This window comes from Rhizobium sp. B21/90, assembly GCF_019355815.1.
Lineage (GTDB): Bacteria > Pseudomonadota > Alphaproteobacteria > Rhizobiales > Rhizobiaceae > Rhizobium > Rhizobium rhododendri.
Genome location: NZ_CP072163.1, coordinates 1,248,866 through 1,264,721 on the forward strand (window position 1 = coordinate 1,248,866; position 15,856 = coordinate 1,264,721).

16 protein-coding genes are annotated in these 15,856 nt (G+C 60.8%); 4 read left to right on the forward strand and 12 right to left on the reverse strand.

Annotated elements, in window-relative coordinates:
• Positions 1–19 precede the first annotated feature (19 nt).
• The 7 genes from J5278_RS23815 to J5278_RS23845 all read right to left on the reverse strand — a co-directional run bounded on the left by J5278_RS23815 (position 20) and on the right by J5278_RS23845 (position 7,266).
• On the reverse strand, positions 20–778 hold the full coding sequence (locus tag J5278_RS23815) for a DUF1028 domain-containing protein (protein WP_219258598.1): 759 nt from the start codon (positions 776–778) through the stop codon (positions 20–22).
• A 1-nt stretch (position 779) separates the two neighbouring features.
• Complete coding sequence (locus tag J5278_RS23820; protein ID WP_219258599.1) at positions 780–2,567, reverse strand: gamma-glutamyltransferase family protein; 1,788 nt, start codon at positions 2,565–2,567, stop codon at positions 780–782.
• Between the two features lie 21 nt (positions 2,568–2,588).
• Entirely contained in the window at positions 2,589–3,473 is an 885-nt protein-coding gene (locus tag J5278_RS23825) for an ABC transporter permease (protein WP_142831318.1), read from the reverse strand.
• Positions 3,470–4,417 carry an ABC transporter permease gene (locus J5278_RS23830; protein WP_219258600.1) on the reverse strand — a complete coding sequence of 316 codons (948 nt, stop codon included), beginning with the start codon at positions 4,415–4,417 and terminating at the stop codon, positions 3,470–3,472. The genes J5278_RS23825 and J5278_RS23830 overlap by 4 nt, the downstream gene beginning before the upstream one ends.
• 57 nt (positions 4,418–4,474) lie before the next feature.
• Positions 4,475–5,983, reverse strand: coding sequence for an ABC transporter substrate-binding protein (locus J5278_RS23835; RefSeq protein ID WP_219258601.1), 1,509 nt, complete (start codon positions 5,981–5,983; stop codon positions 4,475–4,477).
• Positions 5,984–6,052: 69 nt separating this feature from the next.
• Entirely contained in the window at positions 6,053–6,784 is a 732-nt protein-coding gene (locus tag J5278_RS23840) for a FadR/GntR family transcriptional regulator (RefSeq protein ID WP_257623475.1), read from the reverse strand.
• A gap of 242 nt (positions 6,785–7,026) precedes the next feature.
• Complete coding sequence (locus J5278_RS23845; protein ID WP_142831314.1) at positions 7,027–7,266, reverse strand: hypothetical protein; 240 nt, start codon at positions 7,264–7,266, stop codon at positions 7,027–7,029.
• 359 nt (positions 7,267–7,625) lie between these two features.
• On the opposite strand from J5278_RS23845, the gene J5278_RS23850 reads away from it, so the two are divergent.
• The 4 genes from J5278_RS23850 (at position 7,626) to J5278_RS23865 (ending at position 12,454) form a co-directional block, all read left to right on the forward strand.
• The gene (locus tag J5278_RS23850; protein ID WP_257623429.1) at positions 7,626–9,320 is read left to right on the forward strand and encodes a bifunctional diguanylate cyclase/phosphodiesterase; all 1,695 of its coding nucleotides are present in this window, start codon (positions 7,626–7,628) and stop codon (positions 9,318–9,320) included.
• A gap of 225 nt (positions 9,321–9,545) precedes the next feature.
• Positions 9,546–9,905 carry a PAS domain-containing protein gene (locus tag J5278_RS23855; protein ID WP_202617198.1) on the forward strand — a complete coding sequence of 120 codons (360 nt, stop codon included), beginning with the start codon at positions 9,546–9,548 and terminating at the stop codon, positions 9,903–9,905.
• Positions 9,906–9,917: 12 nt separating this feature from the next.
• Complete coding sequence (locus J5278_RS23860; RefSeq protein WP_219258604.1) at positions 9,918–11,228, forward strand: sensor domain-containing diguanylate cyclase; 1,311 nt, start codon at positions 9,918–9,920, stop codon at positions 11,226–11,228.
• 98 nt (positions 11,229–11,326) lie between these two features.
• Positions 11,327–12,454, forward strand: a complete 1,128-nt coding sequence (locus tag J5278_RS23865; protein ID WP_219258605.1) for a hypothetical protein — start codon at positions 11,327–11,329, stop codon at positions 12,452–12,454.
• Positions 12,455–12,524: 70 nt separating this feature from the next.
• Here J5278_RS23865 and J5278_RS23870 read toward each other — a convergent pair whose 3' ends face one another.
• From J5278_RS23870 to J5278_RS23890, 5 genes are all read right to left on the reverse strand, one after another.
• Positions 12,525–12,731 (reverse strand): hypothetical protein, encoded by a 207-nt coding sequence (locus J5278_RS23870; protein ID WP_143123244.1) that lies wholly within the window; start codon positions 12,729–12,731, stop codon positions 12,525–12,527.
• A 20-nt stretch (positions 12,732–12,751) separates the two neighbouring features.
• Positions 12,752–13,108 (reverse strand): hypothetical protein, encoded by a 357-nt coding sequence (locus tag J5278_RS23875; RefSeq protein WP_209229624.1) that lies wholly within the window; start codon positions 13,106–13,108, stop codon positions 12,752–12,754.
• Between the two features lie 20 nt (positions 13,109–13,128).
• Positions 13,129–13,599 (reverse strand): hypothetical protein, encoded by a 471-nt coding sequence (locus J5278_RS23880; RefSeq protein ID WP_219258607.1) that lies wholly within the window; start codon positions 13,597–13,599, stop codon positions 13,129–13,131.
• A 25-nt stretch (positions 13,600–13,624) separates the two neighbouring features.
• Positions 13,625–15,031, reverse strand: coding sequence for an efflux transporter outer membrane subunit (locus J5278_RS23885; RefSeq protein WP_219258608.1), 1,407 nt, complete (start codon positions 15,029–15,031; stop codon positions 13,625–13,627).
• Positions 15,032–15,152: 121 nt separating this feature from the next.
• Positions 15,153–15,773, reverse strand: a complete 621-nt coding sequence (locus J5278_RS23890) for a TetR/AcrR family transcriptional regulator (protein ID WP_142831343.1) — start codon at positions 15,771–15,773, stop codon at positions 15,153–15,155.
• Between the last annotated feature and the right edge of the window lie 83 nt (positions 15,774–15,856).

Consider the following 15,856-nt stretch of genomic DNA (forward strand, 5'->3'; position numbering starts at 1 on the left):
TGCTATGGGCGGCCGAGTTTCAAACGGATTTCGGCGAGGTGGCAAAGGAGGCCGACGATAGCCCGGCGGCCTTGCGCTCGGCCTCCATCCGCGCAATTTCCGCATCGATTGCGCTGCGGTCGATCATGCCGCTCGGGTTCTCCCGGGTTGGCGCTGTTTCGGCGACGGGCAGGTAGCGCTCCTTTGCCACGGCGTAGAGACGCCGCAGTTCGGCGAGCGGTTCGGCGTGGTCGTCGACGCGGATGTTGAGCCAGGCATAGTCCTGGTCGCGGTAAATCACGAGCGCTGCAGATTGCCGCCCGCGCTTGTCGCCGCCGGCGTCTTCGCCGGCCTGCATCGCTTCCAGCAGCCGTTCGGCCAACGGCGCTCCGGACGTCTTCTTGAATGTCTCGAGCGTTTTGGCGATCACCTGCGGGCCGGACAGCATGTTGCCGGCAACGGAGACGTTCTCGTCGACGAGATGGCCGGCCCAATCGATGCATTTCCGCCCGGTAAAGGCTGCGTTGCGGCCCTTGCCGTCGATCAGGTGCAATTGCCGCTGCTCGTGGCCGTCGTCGCGATTTGTGAGTGCCGCAATGGTCTGCTGCGGCGTCTTGCCCTCGGCCAGCATGATCAGGCCGTCCGTTCCATAGAGCGGGCTCGAGAAAGCCTGCGTCGCGATGGCGCCGACACCCCCGCGTATATGAGGCACGATGCTGCCGACCGCGAAAAAACGCGTGGCGACGGCGATGGCGAGGTGGCCGGTTTCGGGATCGCGGGTAACGATGGACCAGGTCATATCAACGCCCCACTGCATAGGCTTGCATTAGCCGCGGTGTGGCCGCTGCCCGGAGCAAGCCGCAGGCGTCGCGTCCGGCCGCAGTCAGCCGGCCAACGGTCCACTCGTCCGCAACCGTCAACCGGTGACCCTTGGCGCGCAGGGCTTCCAGCACCTCCGACCCGAAATTCGCCTCCATCGTCAAGCCGCCTGGCTCGCGGGTGCGGGGATAGAACGAGCTCGGAAAATGGGTCGTGTGGAACAGCGGCGTGTCGATCGCCTGCTGCAGGTTCATCTTGTGGTGGACGTAGTGCAGGAAGAACACCAGCTGCCACTGGTCTTGCTGGTCGCCACCGGGCGTTCCGAAAGACAGAGCCGGGCGGCCCTCGTGGAGTGCTATCGACGGCGTCAGGGTGGTCCTCGGCCGCTTGCCGGGTGCAAGCGACGAGGGCAGCCCAGGCTTCAGCCAGAACATCTGGGCCCGGGAATTGAGGCAGAAGCCGAGGCCCGGAATGGTCGGAGACGATTGCAGCCAGCCGCCCGAGGGTGTCACGGACACCATGTTGCCCTCGCGGTCGATCACGTCGATATGCACGGTGTCGCCGCGCTTTTCGGTCAGATGCGACATGGTCGGCTCGTAGACGGCGCCCGACTTGGCAGCCGAGTTATCCAGCATGGCCATCGTCGCCTCCCACTGGGCCTCGAAACCCACAAGCTTGCCGGGGCGCAGGTCGATCGAGGCTTCGGGTGCGATCAGCTTGCGACGTTCCGCAGCATAGGCTTCCGACAGGAGGTGGTCGAGCGGTACGTCGCAGAAATCGGGATCGCCGTAGTAGACCTCGCGGTCGGCAAAGGCGAGCTTCATCGCCTCGGTGACGGTGTGGACGAAATCGGCGCCCGCTGGGTCCATCGCGGCGATATCGAAGCCTTTCAACAGCGACAGCGCCTGCAGGAAGACGGGTCCCTGACCCCAGGTGTCGGTCTTTGCCACCGTCCAGCCATGATAGTCGAACGTCTGCGGCGCCTCGACGGTCGCCGACCAGCCGGCCATGTCTTCGCCGGTCAGTACGCCCTTGTGCCTTGTTCCGCTCGCGTCCATCACCGCATTGTTGCGCACGTAGCCATCGATCGCCTCGGCAATGAACCCTTTGTAGAATGCGTCTCGGGCAGCATCGACCTGCGCCTCGCGGCCGCGCTTGCTTTCCGCCTCGGCGATAACCCGGCGCCATGTTTCGGCCAGTGCCGGCTGTCGAAAATTCGAATGTGGCTCCGGATGAGAACCGCCGGGAAGCCAGTGGGCATGGGATGTAGGCCACTCCGTTTCGAAGAATTGGGAAAGGCCCTTGATGGTTGCCGAAACCCGGGGAAGGACTGGATGGCCATTCTCGGCGTAATAGATAGCCGGCTCAAGAACATCGCGTACGGTCATCGTGCCATAGTCGCGCAGCATTAGCATCCAGCCGTCGAAGGCGCCCGGAATGACGGTCGATAGCAGCCCATCGCCGGGGATGAGCGTCAGCCCTTCACTCGTGTAGTGCTCGATGGTGGCGCCGGCCGGGGCGGGACCCTGGGCGCAGATCACCTCCACCTTGCCCTTCTTCTTCGAATAGATCAGCGCCGGCAGATCGCCGCCTGGACCGCACAGATGCGGTTCTATGATCTGCAGGACGAAACCGGTAGCAACAGCGGCGTCGAATGCATTGCCACCCTTTTCCAGGATGCTCATACCGACCGCCGAGGCGATCCAGTGGGTGGATGTGACAACACCGAAGGTGCCGAGGATCTCGGGGCGCGTGGTAAAAGCGTTCATGGCAAAGTCCTTTGAGAGTAATCAGGCGTCGCGCGGGTCGAGGGCATCGCGAAGTCCGTCGCCGAGAAGATTGAAACCGATAACGACGAGGAAGATCGCCGCTCCAGGCCACATGGCCATCCACGGCGCCTGGCCGAGAAAGTTCTTGGCGACGTTGAGCATGGAGCCCCAGCTCGGTGCCGGCGGCTGCTGGCCGAGGCCGAGGAATGAGAGGCTCGCCTCGGCAATGATTGCCGTCGCGATGGTTAGGGTGGCCTGTACGAGGATCGGGGCGAGCACGTTGGGCAGGATGTAGCGGGTGATGATGCTGAAGTGACGAAGACCGATCGAGCGGGCGCCTTCGACATATTCCTCGGTCTTGACGGCCATCACCTGGCCGCGCGTCAGGCGGATGAAGACGGGCATGGCGGAGAGGCCGATGGCAATCATGGCGTTGGTGAGGCTTGGTCCGAGGAAGGCGGCAAGCGCGATGGCCATGATCAGGAAAGGCATGGCGAGAAACGCTTCCGTCACACGCGAGATGATCATGTCGATCCAGCCGCCGAAATAGCCGGAGATAAGGCCGAGCGGCACGCCGATGACGACTGCGATGGCCACCGAGAAGATGCCGGCCATCAGCGACGCCCGCGCGCCCCAGATCATGCGCGAAAGGATGTCGCGACCGATGTCGTCGGTGCCCAGCCAATGGGCCGCCGACGGTGCCTTGCGGATGGAAGACCAGCTGGTGGCGATAGGATTGGGGATGGGCAGGAGGGGTGCTGCAATCGCCATGACGACAAAGAACAGGATGATGACAAGCCCAATGAGCGCGCCCTTGTTGGCTTTGAGCTTGCGCCATGCGCGGTTGGTCGAGCGCGGGCTGGCGGTTGAAACCGGGATGGAAGCGACGGGGTTGATCGTGCTCATAGGGCGGCCCTTAGTCTCGGATTGAGAAGGACGGAAAACACGTCGGCAACCAGGTTCATGAAAATGAAGCCCACGGCGGTGCAGAGCACCACGCCCTGGACGACCGCATAGTCGCGGTTGAAGACGGCATCGACGATCAGCTTGCCGAAGCCGGGAATGGTGAAGATCTGCTCGGTCAGCACCGCGCCCGCCAGCAGTTCGCCGAACAGCAGGGCACTGACGGTGATGATCGGCAGCAGCGCATTGCGAAACGTATGCTGCAATACCACGGCAGATTCCTTGAGACCCTTGGCGCGCGCCGTTCGGATGTAATCGGCGCTGAGCACGCTCAGCATGGAGGATCGTGTGTGGCGCATCAGGGTTGCCGCCAGCGCATTGCCCAGCACGAAGGCGGGCATCAGCATCGTCTTGATCGATTGCAGCGGATCGTCGAAGAAGGGCTGGTAGCCGGAGGCCGGCAGCCAGCCGAGCTTTACCGAAATCAGCAGGATCAACATGATGCCGAGCCAGAAATTCGGGATCGACAGGCCGCACAACGCGATGATGTTCGCGAAAAAGTCGATGATCGTGTTGCGCTTGACGGCCGCGAGGATGCCCATCGGAATGCCGATGACGACGGCAAAAATCATCGACATGATGGCCAGCTGCAAGGTCACCGGCAGTTTCTGGGCGACCAGGGTGAGGACGGGCTGGTTGGTGCGCAGCGAGATGCCAAGGTCGCCCTTGAGCACCGCGCCCAGCCAGTACCCGTATTGATAGACGACGGGATCGTTCAGCCGGTATTTCTCACGCAGGAATTCTATGACCTGCGGGTCCCGCTCTTCGCCCGCCATGGCAAGGACGGGATCGCCGGGCAAAAGCTTCTGCAGCGAAAAGACGAAGATCGAGATGATGATGAGCGTCGGTATGGCGACGAGCAGTCTCTTTCCGATGTAGGTGTACATGGCCGATCCCAACCTTTTGCATCGGCCGCGCGAGAGTTCCCCGCGCGGCTGGCTCGATTAGCCGCTCTTCTTGACGCCGACCATGCGGATCATGCCATCAGGCGAGGGGACAAAGCCGGTGACGGCCTTGTTGTAGGCCCAGATCCAAGCGGAATGGCCGAGATAGATGATCGGCGATTCATCGTTGAGGATGGCGAGCGCCGCATTGTATTTTTGCTTGCGGACTGCGGCGTCTTGCGACTGGCGAGCTTCGACCAGCAGCTTGTCGACCTCGGGGTTGCTGTACTTGGAATCGTTCAGTCCGGCGCCGGTGGTAACGAACTGCTGGATGTTACCATCCGGATCGGCCCGTCCCGACCAGTCGGAGCGGCTGAGCTGATAGTTTCCGGCCGTCTGGGCATCGAGCAGGGTGGCGAATTCCGTCGGCTTCAGCGTTACGTCGAAGCCGGCTTCGGCGACCATCGACTGGATGATCTGCATCATCTGCAGGGTGACGGGATCGTTGGTGACGGCGATTTCTACGGGCACGCGCTCAAAGCCGGCCGCCTTGATCAGGGCTTTGGCCTTGTCCACATCGCGGGCGGGCACCGGGATATCCTTGTCGAACCAGGGGCTATTGGGCGAAAACGGCTGGTTTCCGGCCAGCGCCGTGCCGTCAAAGACGATCTGCATTGCCGCCTCCCGGTCGATGGCAAGCGAGAATGCCTGGCGCAACCGCTTGTCCTCACCCATCGAGTTCTTGGCGCGCGGGCCGTTGCCGATGTTGGCGTAGATGCCGAGCCAGCCCGTGCCGACGGCGTCGGCATAGGCGAGCTTGGGGTCGCCCTTGACCGTCGCCACATCGGTGGCTGAAACGCGCTCGATCATGTCGAGATCGCCCGAGCGCAGATTGGCGAGGCGCACTGTCGTGTCCGGGATCGGAAGATAGGTGATCTTGTCGATGAAGATATTGTCCTTGTTCCAGTAGTCCTGGAACTTCTCAAGCACAATGCGGTCCTGTTGCACCCGCTCGACGAACTTGAACGGGCCGGAGCAGACGGGATGATCTCCGAATTTTGCACCGGCGGCCTTGGTGGCTGTGGGCGACACCATCATGCCGGCGCGGTCGGAGAGCTGGGCAAGCAGTGTCACATCCGGCGCTTTCAGCGTGAACTTCACCTCGTATTCGCTGGTTGCCTCGATGTTGGTGACGGAGGAGAGTTCGCTCTTACGTCGCGATTCCGGCATCGTCTTGTTGCGCTGGATATCGTCTACGACAGCCTGGGCGTTGAAGGGTGTGCCGTCGTGGAACTTGACGCCCTGGCGTAGCGTCATCGTCAGCTCCTTGCCATCAGCCGACCACTTCCAGGCTGTCGCCAGCTGCGGAACGAACTCGAGCTTCGGCGTCACATCGACCAGCTTGTCGCACAAGGCCGTATAGACGATGCGGCCGACGAAGGTACGGGATTGGGCGGGGTCGAGCACATCGGCGTCGTCCTGCAGCCCGATTTTTAGCTCGGCACCGAGCGCCGGCAGGGCGCAGAGGGTGCCGATGGAGAGTAGCGATAGAAATTTGGCGATTTTCATTTTTGTTTCCCCTGTTTATGGCGCGGTCCGGTCAAGGCCGGATCCATCTGTGGTATTCTCAATGCTGCCTCAGGCATCCTCTTGCCGCAGTGCCGGCAGTTGGGCGTCGAAGGAGGTGACGCGGACCAGGCTTTCCTGCAGCAGCAGAAGGTGCTGTCGCATCGCTTCGGCAGCGCCCATCGGGTCGCGTGCCGCGATCGCGTCGATGATGGCCCGATGCTGATCGTGGGTCCGCTCCCGCGTGCGGCTGTTGCTGCGGGCCAATTCGCGAATGGTTTGCCACGCTTCGTCCTGGCGAACGTGATTGATAAAGTCGAAAATCGTCAGGAAGAACTGGTTACCGGCGCTCTGGGCGATCAGCCGGTGCAGGGCGCCGTCCCACAATTCCCGACCGTCCGCATCGCCGCTGCGGTAGATCTTTTCCGCCAGTTCGTACATGCGCCTGATCGAAATGTCCTTGGCGCGGATCGCGGCAAGCTGGGCCAATTGCGGTTCGATCCGCAAGCGGACTTCCATGATTTCCGTAATATCGGTGCTGGCGACGATCGAGCCGACGTGCTCGCTCCAGCCATCGGGGCGCGGTCCGGCATAGGTGCCGGATCCCTGCTTGCGCCAGATCAGACCCTCTGCCTCCAGCACCTCGAGAGCCCTGCGCAGGGCGCGACGGCTGACGTCGAACTGTTCCGACAGCACCCGCTCGGTGGGCAGCTTGCCGTCTGCATCGAGCTCGCCCGAGTGCAGCAGGCCTCTCAGCCGTTCCAGAGCATAGGTCGAATTTTCCGGCAGGTTGCTCACGGTTATATTCCAGCTCAAGGCGAACCAATGTTTGATTGGTTCCATTCAAGCCACGTTGCAGCGAGGCGTCAAGCGCTTTTTTGTGCATCCATGAAATTGCATAATTATTGGGCTAAGCGCTTAGGCCGCAAATGTGCCCGAGCCGGGTCGGCTCAAGCGTGCTGCCGGGATCGGCTGCCCCGGCAGATGCTGCAGCGCGCTTGGATGGGCGCACGGTGCAAATGACTATTTGTTTTAAAAGACCGAGCCTACTTCCAGCTCTTGCCGTCGGCAGCGGCGCAGCCGTATGGGGGCAGGTTGTTGGAAAACGTCGTCTTCAGGCGCGCGCAGCCCCAGGCGTTGATCGGGGCGGGCATGGAGGAATTGAGCGTGATGCCGACTTCATCATAGGGGCTGTCGGTGTTGGTGACGTAGCGATACCAGCGAAAACCGACCGTCGCGACCAGTGCGATGACGATGACGAGGATCAGGCGAACCAGCATTTTCATAATCTTTTCCTTGCTTCAAAACGCCGCCCTCTAGCAGCCTTGTCGCCAAAGCAAAAGCGTTTGTCTGGGGCAGTTAGGGAACGGCGGCTCCGGCGCCGACAGGCCGGAGCAAGGCCTATAGGCGATGAAATGCTTGGAATTGCCGGTGAAGCGCCTCATCTGGCACATTGTTAAAATAAGATATGCTTTCTTCTGTAATCGATAATCGACAGGTGTTAGCTTGTGATCAGACGCATTGGAGCGTCAGCTTGAACAGATTTCCCATGACAAACTCAACAGAGCAAGAGCGCCTCGAGGCGCTATACAATCTCGGGCTTCTCGATACGCCAGCCAGTGAAAATTTTGATCGCATAACGCGAATGGCAAGCAAAATTTTCAACCTACCGATCGCTGCCGTGTCACTGACAGACGTCGATCGGCAATGGTTCAAATCCCGCGTCGGCGTCGATCACGACTCCATTCCTCGGGATCGCGCGCCGTGCGCGCAAGTGGCGGAATCCAAGGACCTGTTGGTCATTCCGGATATGGCAGGGGACAGTTGCTACCGGGAAAGCGTTCTTGGTAAAAGCGGCATTCGCTTCTATGCCGGCGCCCCTTTGATAACGCGCGAGGGGCACGGCCTCGGCGCCCTCTGCGTCCTTGGAACGGAGCCGCGCACCGCGACGGAGGAAGAGCTTTCGGGCTTGCGGGACCTCGCCGCGATGGTAATGTCGCAAATCGAACTGCAGCATTCCATCGGCCGGATCGACCCGATCAGCGGTCTGCCAAACCGGGTGCAGTTCTTCGACGACCTTTCCGACCTCGTACTGGACGATGCCAGCGGGCTTCAACGTTTTGCCGTTCTGGTCGATCTTGCCGATAGCGCGCAGATCGATACGCTCGCGCGGGTGATGGGTCCGGCCCATGTCGACACCTGCATTCGGGAGGCCGGACGGATCATCCGGTTGTCCCTCGGCCACGCAAGAACCACCTATCACGTGTCATCGACGCAATTCGCTTTCATCGCTCCGAAAGCGGTCCGAAAACAAAAATATCTTGCCAGACTTGGCGTTATGCTGGCGCAGATTGAAGCTGGATTGAGCCTCAGGTTCGTGATGACGCCGGTGATGGGTGTTGCGCCGTTTATCGCCAGGAAAATCATCCCGGCGGAACTTTTGCAGCAATTGAACAGTGCCGCCCAGGATGCACGTAGCACCGAGGCCCGGGTCAGCCTTTTTTCGGCCTCCAGCCACGCCAAGCACGAACGCGCCTTCCGGTTGCTGGAGGATTTCGGCACGGCTCTCGATTCAGACAATCAATTGTCGGTCGTGTTCCAGCCGCGCATAGATCTTGCAAGTGGTCGCTGCGTGGCGGCCGAAGTGCTGTTGCGCTGGCGCCACCCGGACTTTGGCGCCGTCTCGCCCGGCGAGTTTGTGGCGATCGTCGAGCATTCGCCGCATGTGCGGAAAATGACAGCCTGGGTTCTGGATGCTGCCCTTCGCCAGACAAGGGCCTGGAAGGACACCGGCCTGCATATGCCGCTGTCCGTCAACGTCTCTGCAGCCAATCTGGAAGAGGAAGACTTTGCCGAGCAGGTCGGTCTTGCTTTGCGTCGCCACGAAATTTCGGTTGAGATGCTGGAGCTGGAGGTGACGGAAAGCTCGATCATGAAGGACGCGGCAAAGGCAATGGAAAAGCTGCGCTCTCTGGCGGAGGCCGGCATCCGTCTCTCCATCGATGATTTCGGCACCGGCTACAGCAGCTTGTCCTATCTCCAGCTGCTGCCGGCAACCGTCGTCAAGATCGACCGGTCCTTCATCAGAAACCTGGAAGACGGAACGCGCGAGCGCAACCTCGTGCGATCGATGATTTCCCTCAGCCACGACCTCGGCTACCGCGTCGTCGCCGAGGGTGTGGAAACCAGGAAAGCCCGGGACATTCTTGCCGGCATCCATTGCGACGAGGCGCAGGGCTATCTCTTTGCAAAGCCGCTGAAGCCTCGCGAGTTCGAACGCTGGCATGATTTGCAGCAGAAGAGTCTGGCTGCCACCGGCGACACTTATCGGTCGGCTTGAGGCAAGTCCCTGATGTCAATTGCACCCTTGGATGGCGCAGCGCCGCGCCGGTGTTTCCGCCATGGTTGTGACGCGATCCCTAAGGGCGCCCGGATCGTCACGGAGGCCGCTAAGTGTTTGTGTTTTCACTTCTTGTCGATTTACGATATTCCACCACTTTGGAGGTTCTGCTAATTTCTGCAGGGCTGGCTCCGACGGGGCCATGTGACAGAGTGGGGATCAAGGGTGACGGCTTCGTTCGAAGGTATTTCTGGGCTGGCTCTGGAAAAGATGGATGACACGACGTTCGACAGCCTCGCATTCGGGGTGGTCGGCCTCAATGCAGACGGTATCGTCGAACGCTATAATGCGACGGAATCATCTCTTGCCGGACTTCGTCGGGAAACCGTCCTGGGTTCGGACTTTTTCGATGAAATTGCCCAGTGCATGAATAATTTTCTGGTCGCGCAACGGTTCGAGGACGAAGATCAGATCGACGACATCATTCCTTATGTCCTGACATTGCGTATGCGTCCCACCCCTGTTCGGCTTCGCCTGCTGAAAGGGTCGGATTTGGCGCTGAGATACATTCTGATACTGCGCTGATCGGGCACCGTCATGGAACAGTCGCAAGAGATCGAATACGAAAAGCTTCTGCAATTCGTCTACGCATGTCCCGTCGGCCTTGTCGACATGGCGCGCGACGGCGCGATAAACCTGATGAACCCGCTTGCCATGAAACTCGTCATACCGCTGGCGACAGACGGCATCATGACAAACTTGCTGACGGTGTTTGAAAACACGGCTCCCGAATTGCGCTCGCTGATCCAGGATTTTGCCGGCAGGCGGGGAACGATTTGCGATAACCACCGCATTTACGCTGGGCCGATAGCCGCCGACAAGCCCGACGAGCAGCGCATCCTGAACTGCACCATCGTCAAGCTGAAGGACGAGCGTTACGTGGTGACGCTGACCGATGTGTCGCTTCAGGTCCGCCAGGAGCGACGGCTGAGGGAAGCCGAGACGTGGTTCGGGTCGCTGCTGGAGGGTGTCAAGGATTTCGGCGTCGCATCGCTTGGTACGGATGGCGTGATCGATGCGGTAAATTCCACCCTTCTGGAGCAGACCGGCTTCGACGCGTTCGAGTTGGAGGGGATGCCGATTGGCGATCTGGTCGAGCCGCAGCCGGGCGGACAGGGGGCCTATATGGACCGTCGCCTCGAACACGCACGAAGGGACGGCTGGCATATCGACGAAGGCTGGGGCCTGCGACGCGACGGCGAGCGTTACTGGTGCCAGAGCCTCATCGCCGTATGCGCCGACAAAACGGCTAGCAGCGACACGTCGATCCAGGGATACACCGTCATCATGCGCAAGGTGGAGCGGCGTGACACGGATATGCTGGAACTCAAGCGGCTGTTGCGAACCGACCACCTGACCGGCGCCTACAACCGCGGTGCGTTCTTCGAAGCTGCCGAAAAAGAGTATGTGCTAAGTCGCGGCTCCGGACGATCCTTCGCCATCCTCATGTTCGACATAGACCACTTCAAGCGGATCAACGACAGCTACGGCCACAGCGTCGGCGACGATGTGCTGCGTTCGGTGGCCAACGCATGCCAGACAATGATGCGGCCCGGCGACACGTTCGCGCGCATCGGCGGCGAGGAATTCACAATCCTCCTGCCCGACACGTCTCTGGAGGAATCGGTCGAAATCGCCGAGCGCGTCCGGATCGCCATTGCTTCCGTGCCCGTGAGTGTCGGAGATTCGCTGCTGAAGGTTACGGCAAGCTTCGGCTGTGCAGCCGGTCCCTTGTCAGTCGGAAGTGCGGCAGCACTGCTTGCCGCTGCCGACGGAGCGCTCTACAGGGCCAAGCGCGCGGGCCGCAACCGGACGGAATCCGCACCTATGAAAACCGTGTTGGCCTGATCCTCATGCTCAGCCGCGCTGCGACTGCCCGCGTTCTGCAAAGCCTGATCGAGGCGGAGGTGAAGAGCGCGAGAAACCGGTCAAGCGGAGCCCGCAGCGTGAGAGCCTCCACTGCGGGGTCATGGTCCGAGGACCTGTCCCTGGGGCGCGACGACAACGCAGGCCTTGGCTTGGATTCGCTGGAAATGATGATGGTCGGGTCTGCCATCAACGAGATGTTTCACCTCTACGAAGGCGAGCAGGATCTCGATCCGACCGCAATGGACACGTTCGGCGATTGGCTCGATGCTATCGAGGCCGCCTGGGCGGACGGTGTTTCGAAGATGACCTTCCTGACGTCGGGCTCGACAGGCCTGCCGAAGAGATGCGTGCATGGCGCTGCTGTGCTGAACGGGGAGGCTGGATTTCTTGCCGGCCTTTTCACCTCGCGCCGCCGCATCATTGCGCTCGCACCGGCGCATCACATCTACGGTTGCCTGCTGACTGCCTTCCTCGCCGACCGGCTTTCTGTGGATGTCATCTCCGGCGCGACCTCATCTCCACGATTTCTGAACAAAGGGCTGTTGCCGGGAGACCTTGTCGTCTCCTTTCCAGACAGGTGGGCGGCAATCGATCGCACTGTCTCCACCTGGGTCGCCGACGTCGAAGGTGTCGTGTCTACCGCGCCATGCCCCGCTCCGCTGATGACGTCCCTGATCGATCGCGGGCTTGGCGGCATGACCGAACTTTACGGATCGAGCGAGACGGCGGGGATCGGCTGGCGCCGGCATCCATCCGATCGATACACCTTGATGCCGCTCTGGAGTTTCGAAAACGGTCGCGGGAATACGGCTTCGGGCGTGAGGCTGCGTCGTTGGGATGGAGCGATCCATGATGTTCCAGATGCCTTGGAGAGGATAACCGACCGGGCGTTTACCGTCGGCAGCAGGCGCGATGGCGGCTTTCAGATCGGTGGAATAAATGTCTGGCCGCAGCGTATCGCGGCCGTGCTGGAGCAGCATCCCAAGGTACAGGCGGCGTCGGTGCGCGTCGCGCAGATGCCGGCCGGCGCTCGCCTGAAGGCGTTCGTCGTCCCCGTTTCGAGCTGTGCCGAAGAGGAACTTTCATCCGATCTCGAGACGTGGTGCAGGCAGCGGCTTTCAGAAGTGGAATGCCCACGCATCTGGACGTTCGGCGCCACGCTGCCCGTTAATGAATTCGGCAAGGCGGCGGACTGGCGCAACTAGGGCCGGTGGCTGAGAGGAAGATGCTTCTCTCGTGCCCGGTAGAGACTCTCGCAGCAATCCCGTGACGAATTCACGGATTGGTCGCGGCGTGCGTGCCTGATGCAGCGGTGTCGGCGGGCGGCGCGGTGGCGAGGATCTGCGAGGCATTGTTGTCGTCCGATGTCGGACCTGCGAGCCACCATCCGATGGCAGCTGATGCCACCATCAAGGTGCCCGCAACCAACCATTTCGATTTTCGCCTATCGTTTTCGGGCTTTGCGCCCTTGCCGGTGTCCATGGGGTCGTCCTTTCCAGAATTTAGATGCTGATGATAACGGGGCTGCTTGCCAGCGGCTGATTGCGCCCGCTGAGCGCTTCGACGGATACCCGCAATAAGGGGCGTTCATCGATGCCTTTATCACTGACGAAAGAGCTGTGGTCGCCTGAGGCTATGCTACCGCCGACCCATAGCGACCACATCACTTTCGTCAAGAGAACATCCGTCAGTGCCGCAGCTTTCTTGAGGACGTCAAGCAACATCGGTGCCGGGAACAAGACAGCGCCGGCCACGGCAGCGACAATCACGGTGCTCAACAGGATCCGCGCCGAACTGCGCTTGCGGTTACGCGGCGCTGCCCCGTTGTTGCCCCGCAGACCGCACTTGGTCATTGCCATCGGTTGGTCCTTTGCAGGTCTTAACAGCCGGGTCTGTCGCTGGCAGAGGCGTTGGCCGGCGGGTGGGGAGGGACATGCCTCAGCACTTCGCCGAGCGATTTCGCCAAGCCCTTCAAGATATCGGGCGGGACATCCTGGAGGGCATCGACATAGGCGCTTGTGGTGGAGGCCTGCAGACGCCGCAGGTTTTCAGCGCCCTTTTCGGTGAGCGAAAGCCGGCCGTTCTCATCGGCAATGCTGCCGCCGTCGCACAGCGACCACATGACTTCCGTCAACAACTCGTCCGTGACCGACGCCGTTCTCTTCAGCGCATCAAAGGTCGTGGGGCCAGAGATGACGAGATGGCGGAGCACGCTGAGTTCGACAATTGTGAATTTGTCGTCCGAGAAGGCCGACGGGATGGTGTCGCAGACAACGCCGACAACCAGCGCGGTTATCCGGTCAAGGCCGATGGCGACGTCAAGCACGGTTCCTTGGTCCAGTTCAGTCATGGTTGGCTCCTGCAAAAGCGGTCGTCTATGTCCGCGGGCCCTTGTCGGTACCCGCATATCCCGCGCCGATCGCAACGTTCAAAGACACGTAATCGGTGGCGCTCTGCTGGATTGCGGCAGCCAGGCTTTCCTTTGCGGTCGCAAGCGAAAGCTGGGCGTCGATGACGTTCAACAGAGACGACGCGCCGTCCTTATAGCTATCGGTCGAGAGCTGCAGGGCCTCCTGGTAGGAATTGACCTGGGCACGCAGGGCGGAGATCGTCTGTGCATCGCGACGGACAGCCGAAAGTGCATTCTCCACGTCTTCGACGGCAGTCAGCACCGTGGACTTCCATGTCAAATAGTCGGCCCGAGCGTTGGATTCGGCGATCTCGACGTTGGCGCGCAGCGAACCTCCGTCGAGGATCGGAAGATTGAGCGTCGGCCCGAACGACCATGAGGTCAAACTGCCATGCGATCCGCTGGATGTGACATGGGAGGGCGAAATCGAGCCGCTGAGCGAGATGCTCGGATAGAGCTTGGCTTCGGCGACGCCGATCTGCGCCGTTGCTGCTGCGAGGTCCCGTTCTGCCTTGCGGATGTCCGGGCGGTTGCGGATGAGGTCGGCGGGAACGCCGGTGGCGACATTGCCGCGGAAGACAGGTTGCCTGCCTCCACTGCGCATGTCGGCAATGACGGTTGTCGGGGGCATGTTCAGCAATGTCGCGATGTGATGGACCTGCTGTCGGTAGCTGATTTCGAGGCCCGGCGCTTCGGAAAGCGTCGAATTGACGAGACCTTCGGCCTGTACTACGTCCAGGCGCGAGGCCGCTCCCGCAACCATCTGGAACTTTGTCAGCTCCAGCGTCTTGCGGCGGGAGGCGAGACTATCGGCAGCGATGGAAATGCGCGCCTGATAATAGCGGGCATTGATATAGCTTGTCACCAGATCCTGGAGATAGGTCAGCCGCGTGACGTCGACCGTGGCGTAGGCGGCGTCGAGCGAGTCGAGTGCCCCTTCGCGGGCGCGGCGATACTGGCCGAAAAGATCGAGCAACCAGGATGCCGTCAGGTCGCCGGCAGTCGAGTTCGTGGTGGCCAACTGGGTGCGTAGCTTGCCTTTTTCGCCGCTGGTGGTGTTCGACCCATCCGCCGAAAGGCTGGGAAGGGCGCCGGCACCGGCAACCGTGACGTCACCCTGGGCGGCGACCGTGGCCTCGATCGACGACAGGATCGATACGTTCTGTGCGAGGCCGGTGGCGACGAGGCTCTCGAGCTTCTTGTCGTGATAGGCCGTCCACCACTGGCGGCCAGCGATGTCTTCGTTGGCCTTCGTGGTCCCTTCCGAGAAAGTAGGAGGCAGCGGCATCACCGGCGGCTTGTGATCAGGACCGCTCACGCAGCCGGCGAGAAGAAGGAGGATGGCGGGGGAGGCCGCGCGGGGAAAAATCATGAAGCTATCTCACGAATTGATCGAACCGAACCGTTCGGTTCGACTCTCGAGTACAGAGTTTGGCTTGATCCGACAAGGTCGGCGCGTTGGCATTTTTTCGCCCATGCGTGTGGTGTCTGGGTTAGCGGGGCAGCAATCCGTTGAATATCATGTCGAAATGCGCCGCGAGAGAGGTCTCCCTGTCGAATGCGCGTCGATCGTCGAAGATCAGCCTGAAAACCATGGCCAGCATGATGGGCGACATCACGACTTCGGCCGTCGAGGCAGGTCCGGTCTTGAACTCGCCGTTGCGCTGGCCCTCATCGATGATGGACTGGGCAAAGCTTATCAGCGGTTCGATGAACCGCCTGTGGTTCTCGTCGATCACGTGGGGAAAGCGCGTGCCTTCTGCAATCACAAAGCGCAGGAGTTCCCGCATCCGCCGGCTCCCGAGAAAATTGTCGTAGAGGATCTCGATCAGCGTCCGCAGGCGATTTTCACAGTTTCCCTCGAGCTTCCTACCGCTTGTCAGTATATCTTCAAAAGGCGTGGAGATGTGGTTGATCATGGCTGAGAACAACTCCTCCTTCGTTTCAAAATAGACGTATATCGTCCCCTTCGTAACTCCGACGCGTTCCGCAATGTCTTCAACCCGCGTCGCAACATAGCCACGCTCGACAAACTCTTCGAAAGCAGCATCGAGAATTTGCTTCGGCCGCCGTGCTTTTTGCTCGGCACGGGTGATTTTTACTTCATTAGTCATTAGTCATTTGTATGTCTCTCTGCTTAACTGTCTGTGGAAATTTGGTGCAAAAATCCATTGACTGTTGAGTTAGTCAATTATAT

Bases quoted from the DNA above. Each gene is read 5' to 3' on its own strand.
- J5278_RS23820 (WP_219258599.1), bottom strand. From the start codon at position 2,567: ATGAACGCTTTTACCACGCGCCCCGAGATCCTCGGCACCTTCGGTGTT.
- J5278_RS23845 (WP_142831314.1), bottom strand. From the start codon at position 7,266: ATGAAAATGCTGGTTCGCCTGATCCTCGTCATCGTCATCGCACTGGTC.
- J5278_RS23890 (WP_142831343.1), bottom strand. From the start codon at position 15,773: ATGACTAATGAAGTAAAAATCACCCGTGCCGAGCAAAAAGCACGGCGG.
- J5278_RS23870 (WP_143123244.1), bottom strand. From the start codon at position 12,731: ATGGACACCGGCAAGGGCGCAAAGCCCGAAAACGATAGGCGAAAATCG.
- J5278_RS23880 (WP_219258607.1), bottom strand. From the start codon at position 13,599: ATGACTGAACTGGACCAAGGAACCGTGCTTGACGTCGCCATCGGCCTT.
- J5278_RS23885 (WP_219258608.1), bottom strand. From the start codon at position 15,031: ATGATTTTTCCCCGCGCGGCCTCCCCCGCCATCCTCCTTCTTCTCGCC.
- J5278_RS23875 (WP_209229624.1), bottom strand. From the start codon at position 13,108: ATGGCAATGACCAAGTGCGGTCTGCGGGGCAACAACGGGGCAGCGCCG.
- J5278_RS23830 (WP_219258600.1), bottom strand. From the start codon at position 4,417: ATGTACACCTACATCGGAAAGAGACTGCTCGTCGCCATACCGACGCTC.
- J5278_RS23835 (WP_219258601.1), bottom strand. From the start codon at position 5,983: ATGAAAATCGCCAAATTTCTATCGCTACTCTCCATCGGCACCCTCTGC.
- J5278_RS23825 (WP_142831318.1), bottom strand. From the start codon at position 3,473: ATGAGCACGATCAACCCCGTCGCTTCCATCCCGGTTTCAACCGCCAGC.
- J5278_RS23815 (WP_219258598.1), bottom strand. From the start codon at position 778: ATGACCTGGTCCATCGTTACCCGCGATCCCGAAACCGGCCACCTCGCC.
- J5278_RS23860 (WP_219258604.1), top strand. From the start codon at position 9,918: ATGGAACAGTCGCAAGAGATCGAATACGAAAAGCTTCTGCAATTCGTC.
- J5278_RS23850 (WP_257623429.1), top strand. From the start codon at position 7,626: ATGGCAAGCAAAATTTTCAACCTACCGATCGCTGCCGTGTCACTGACA.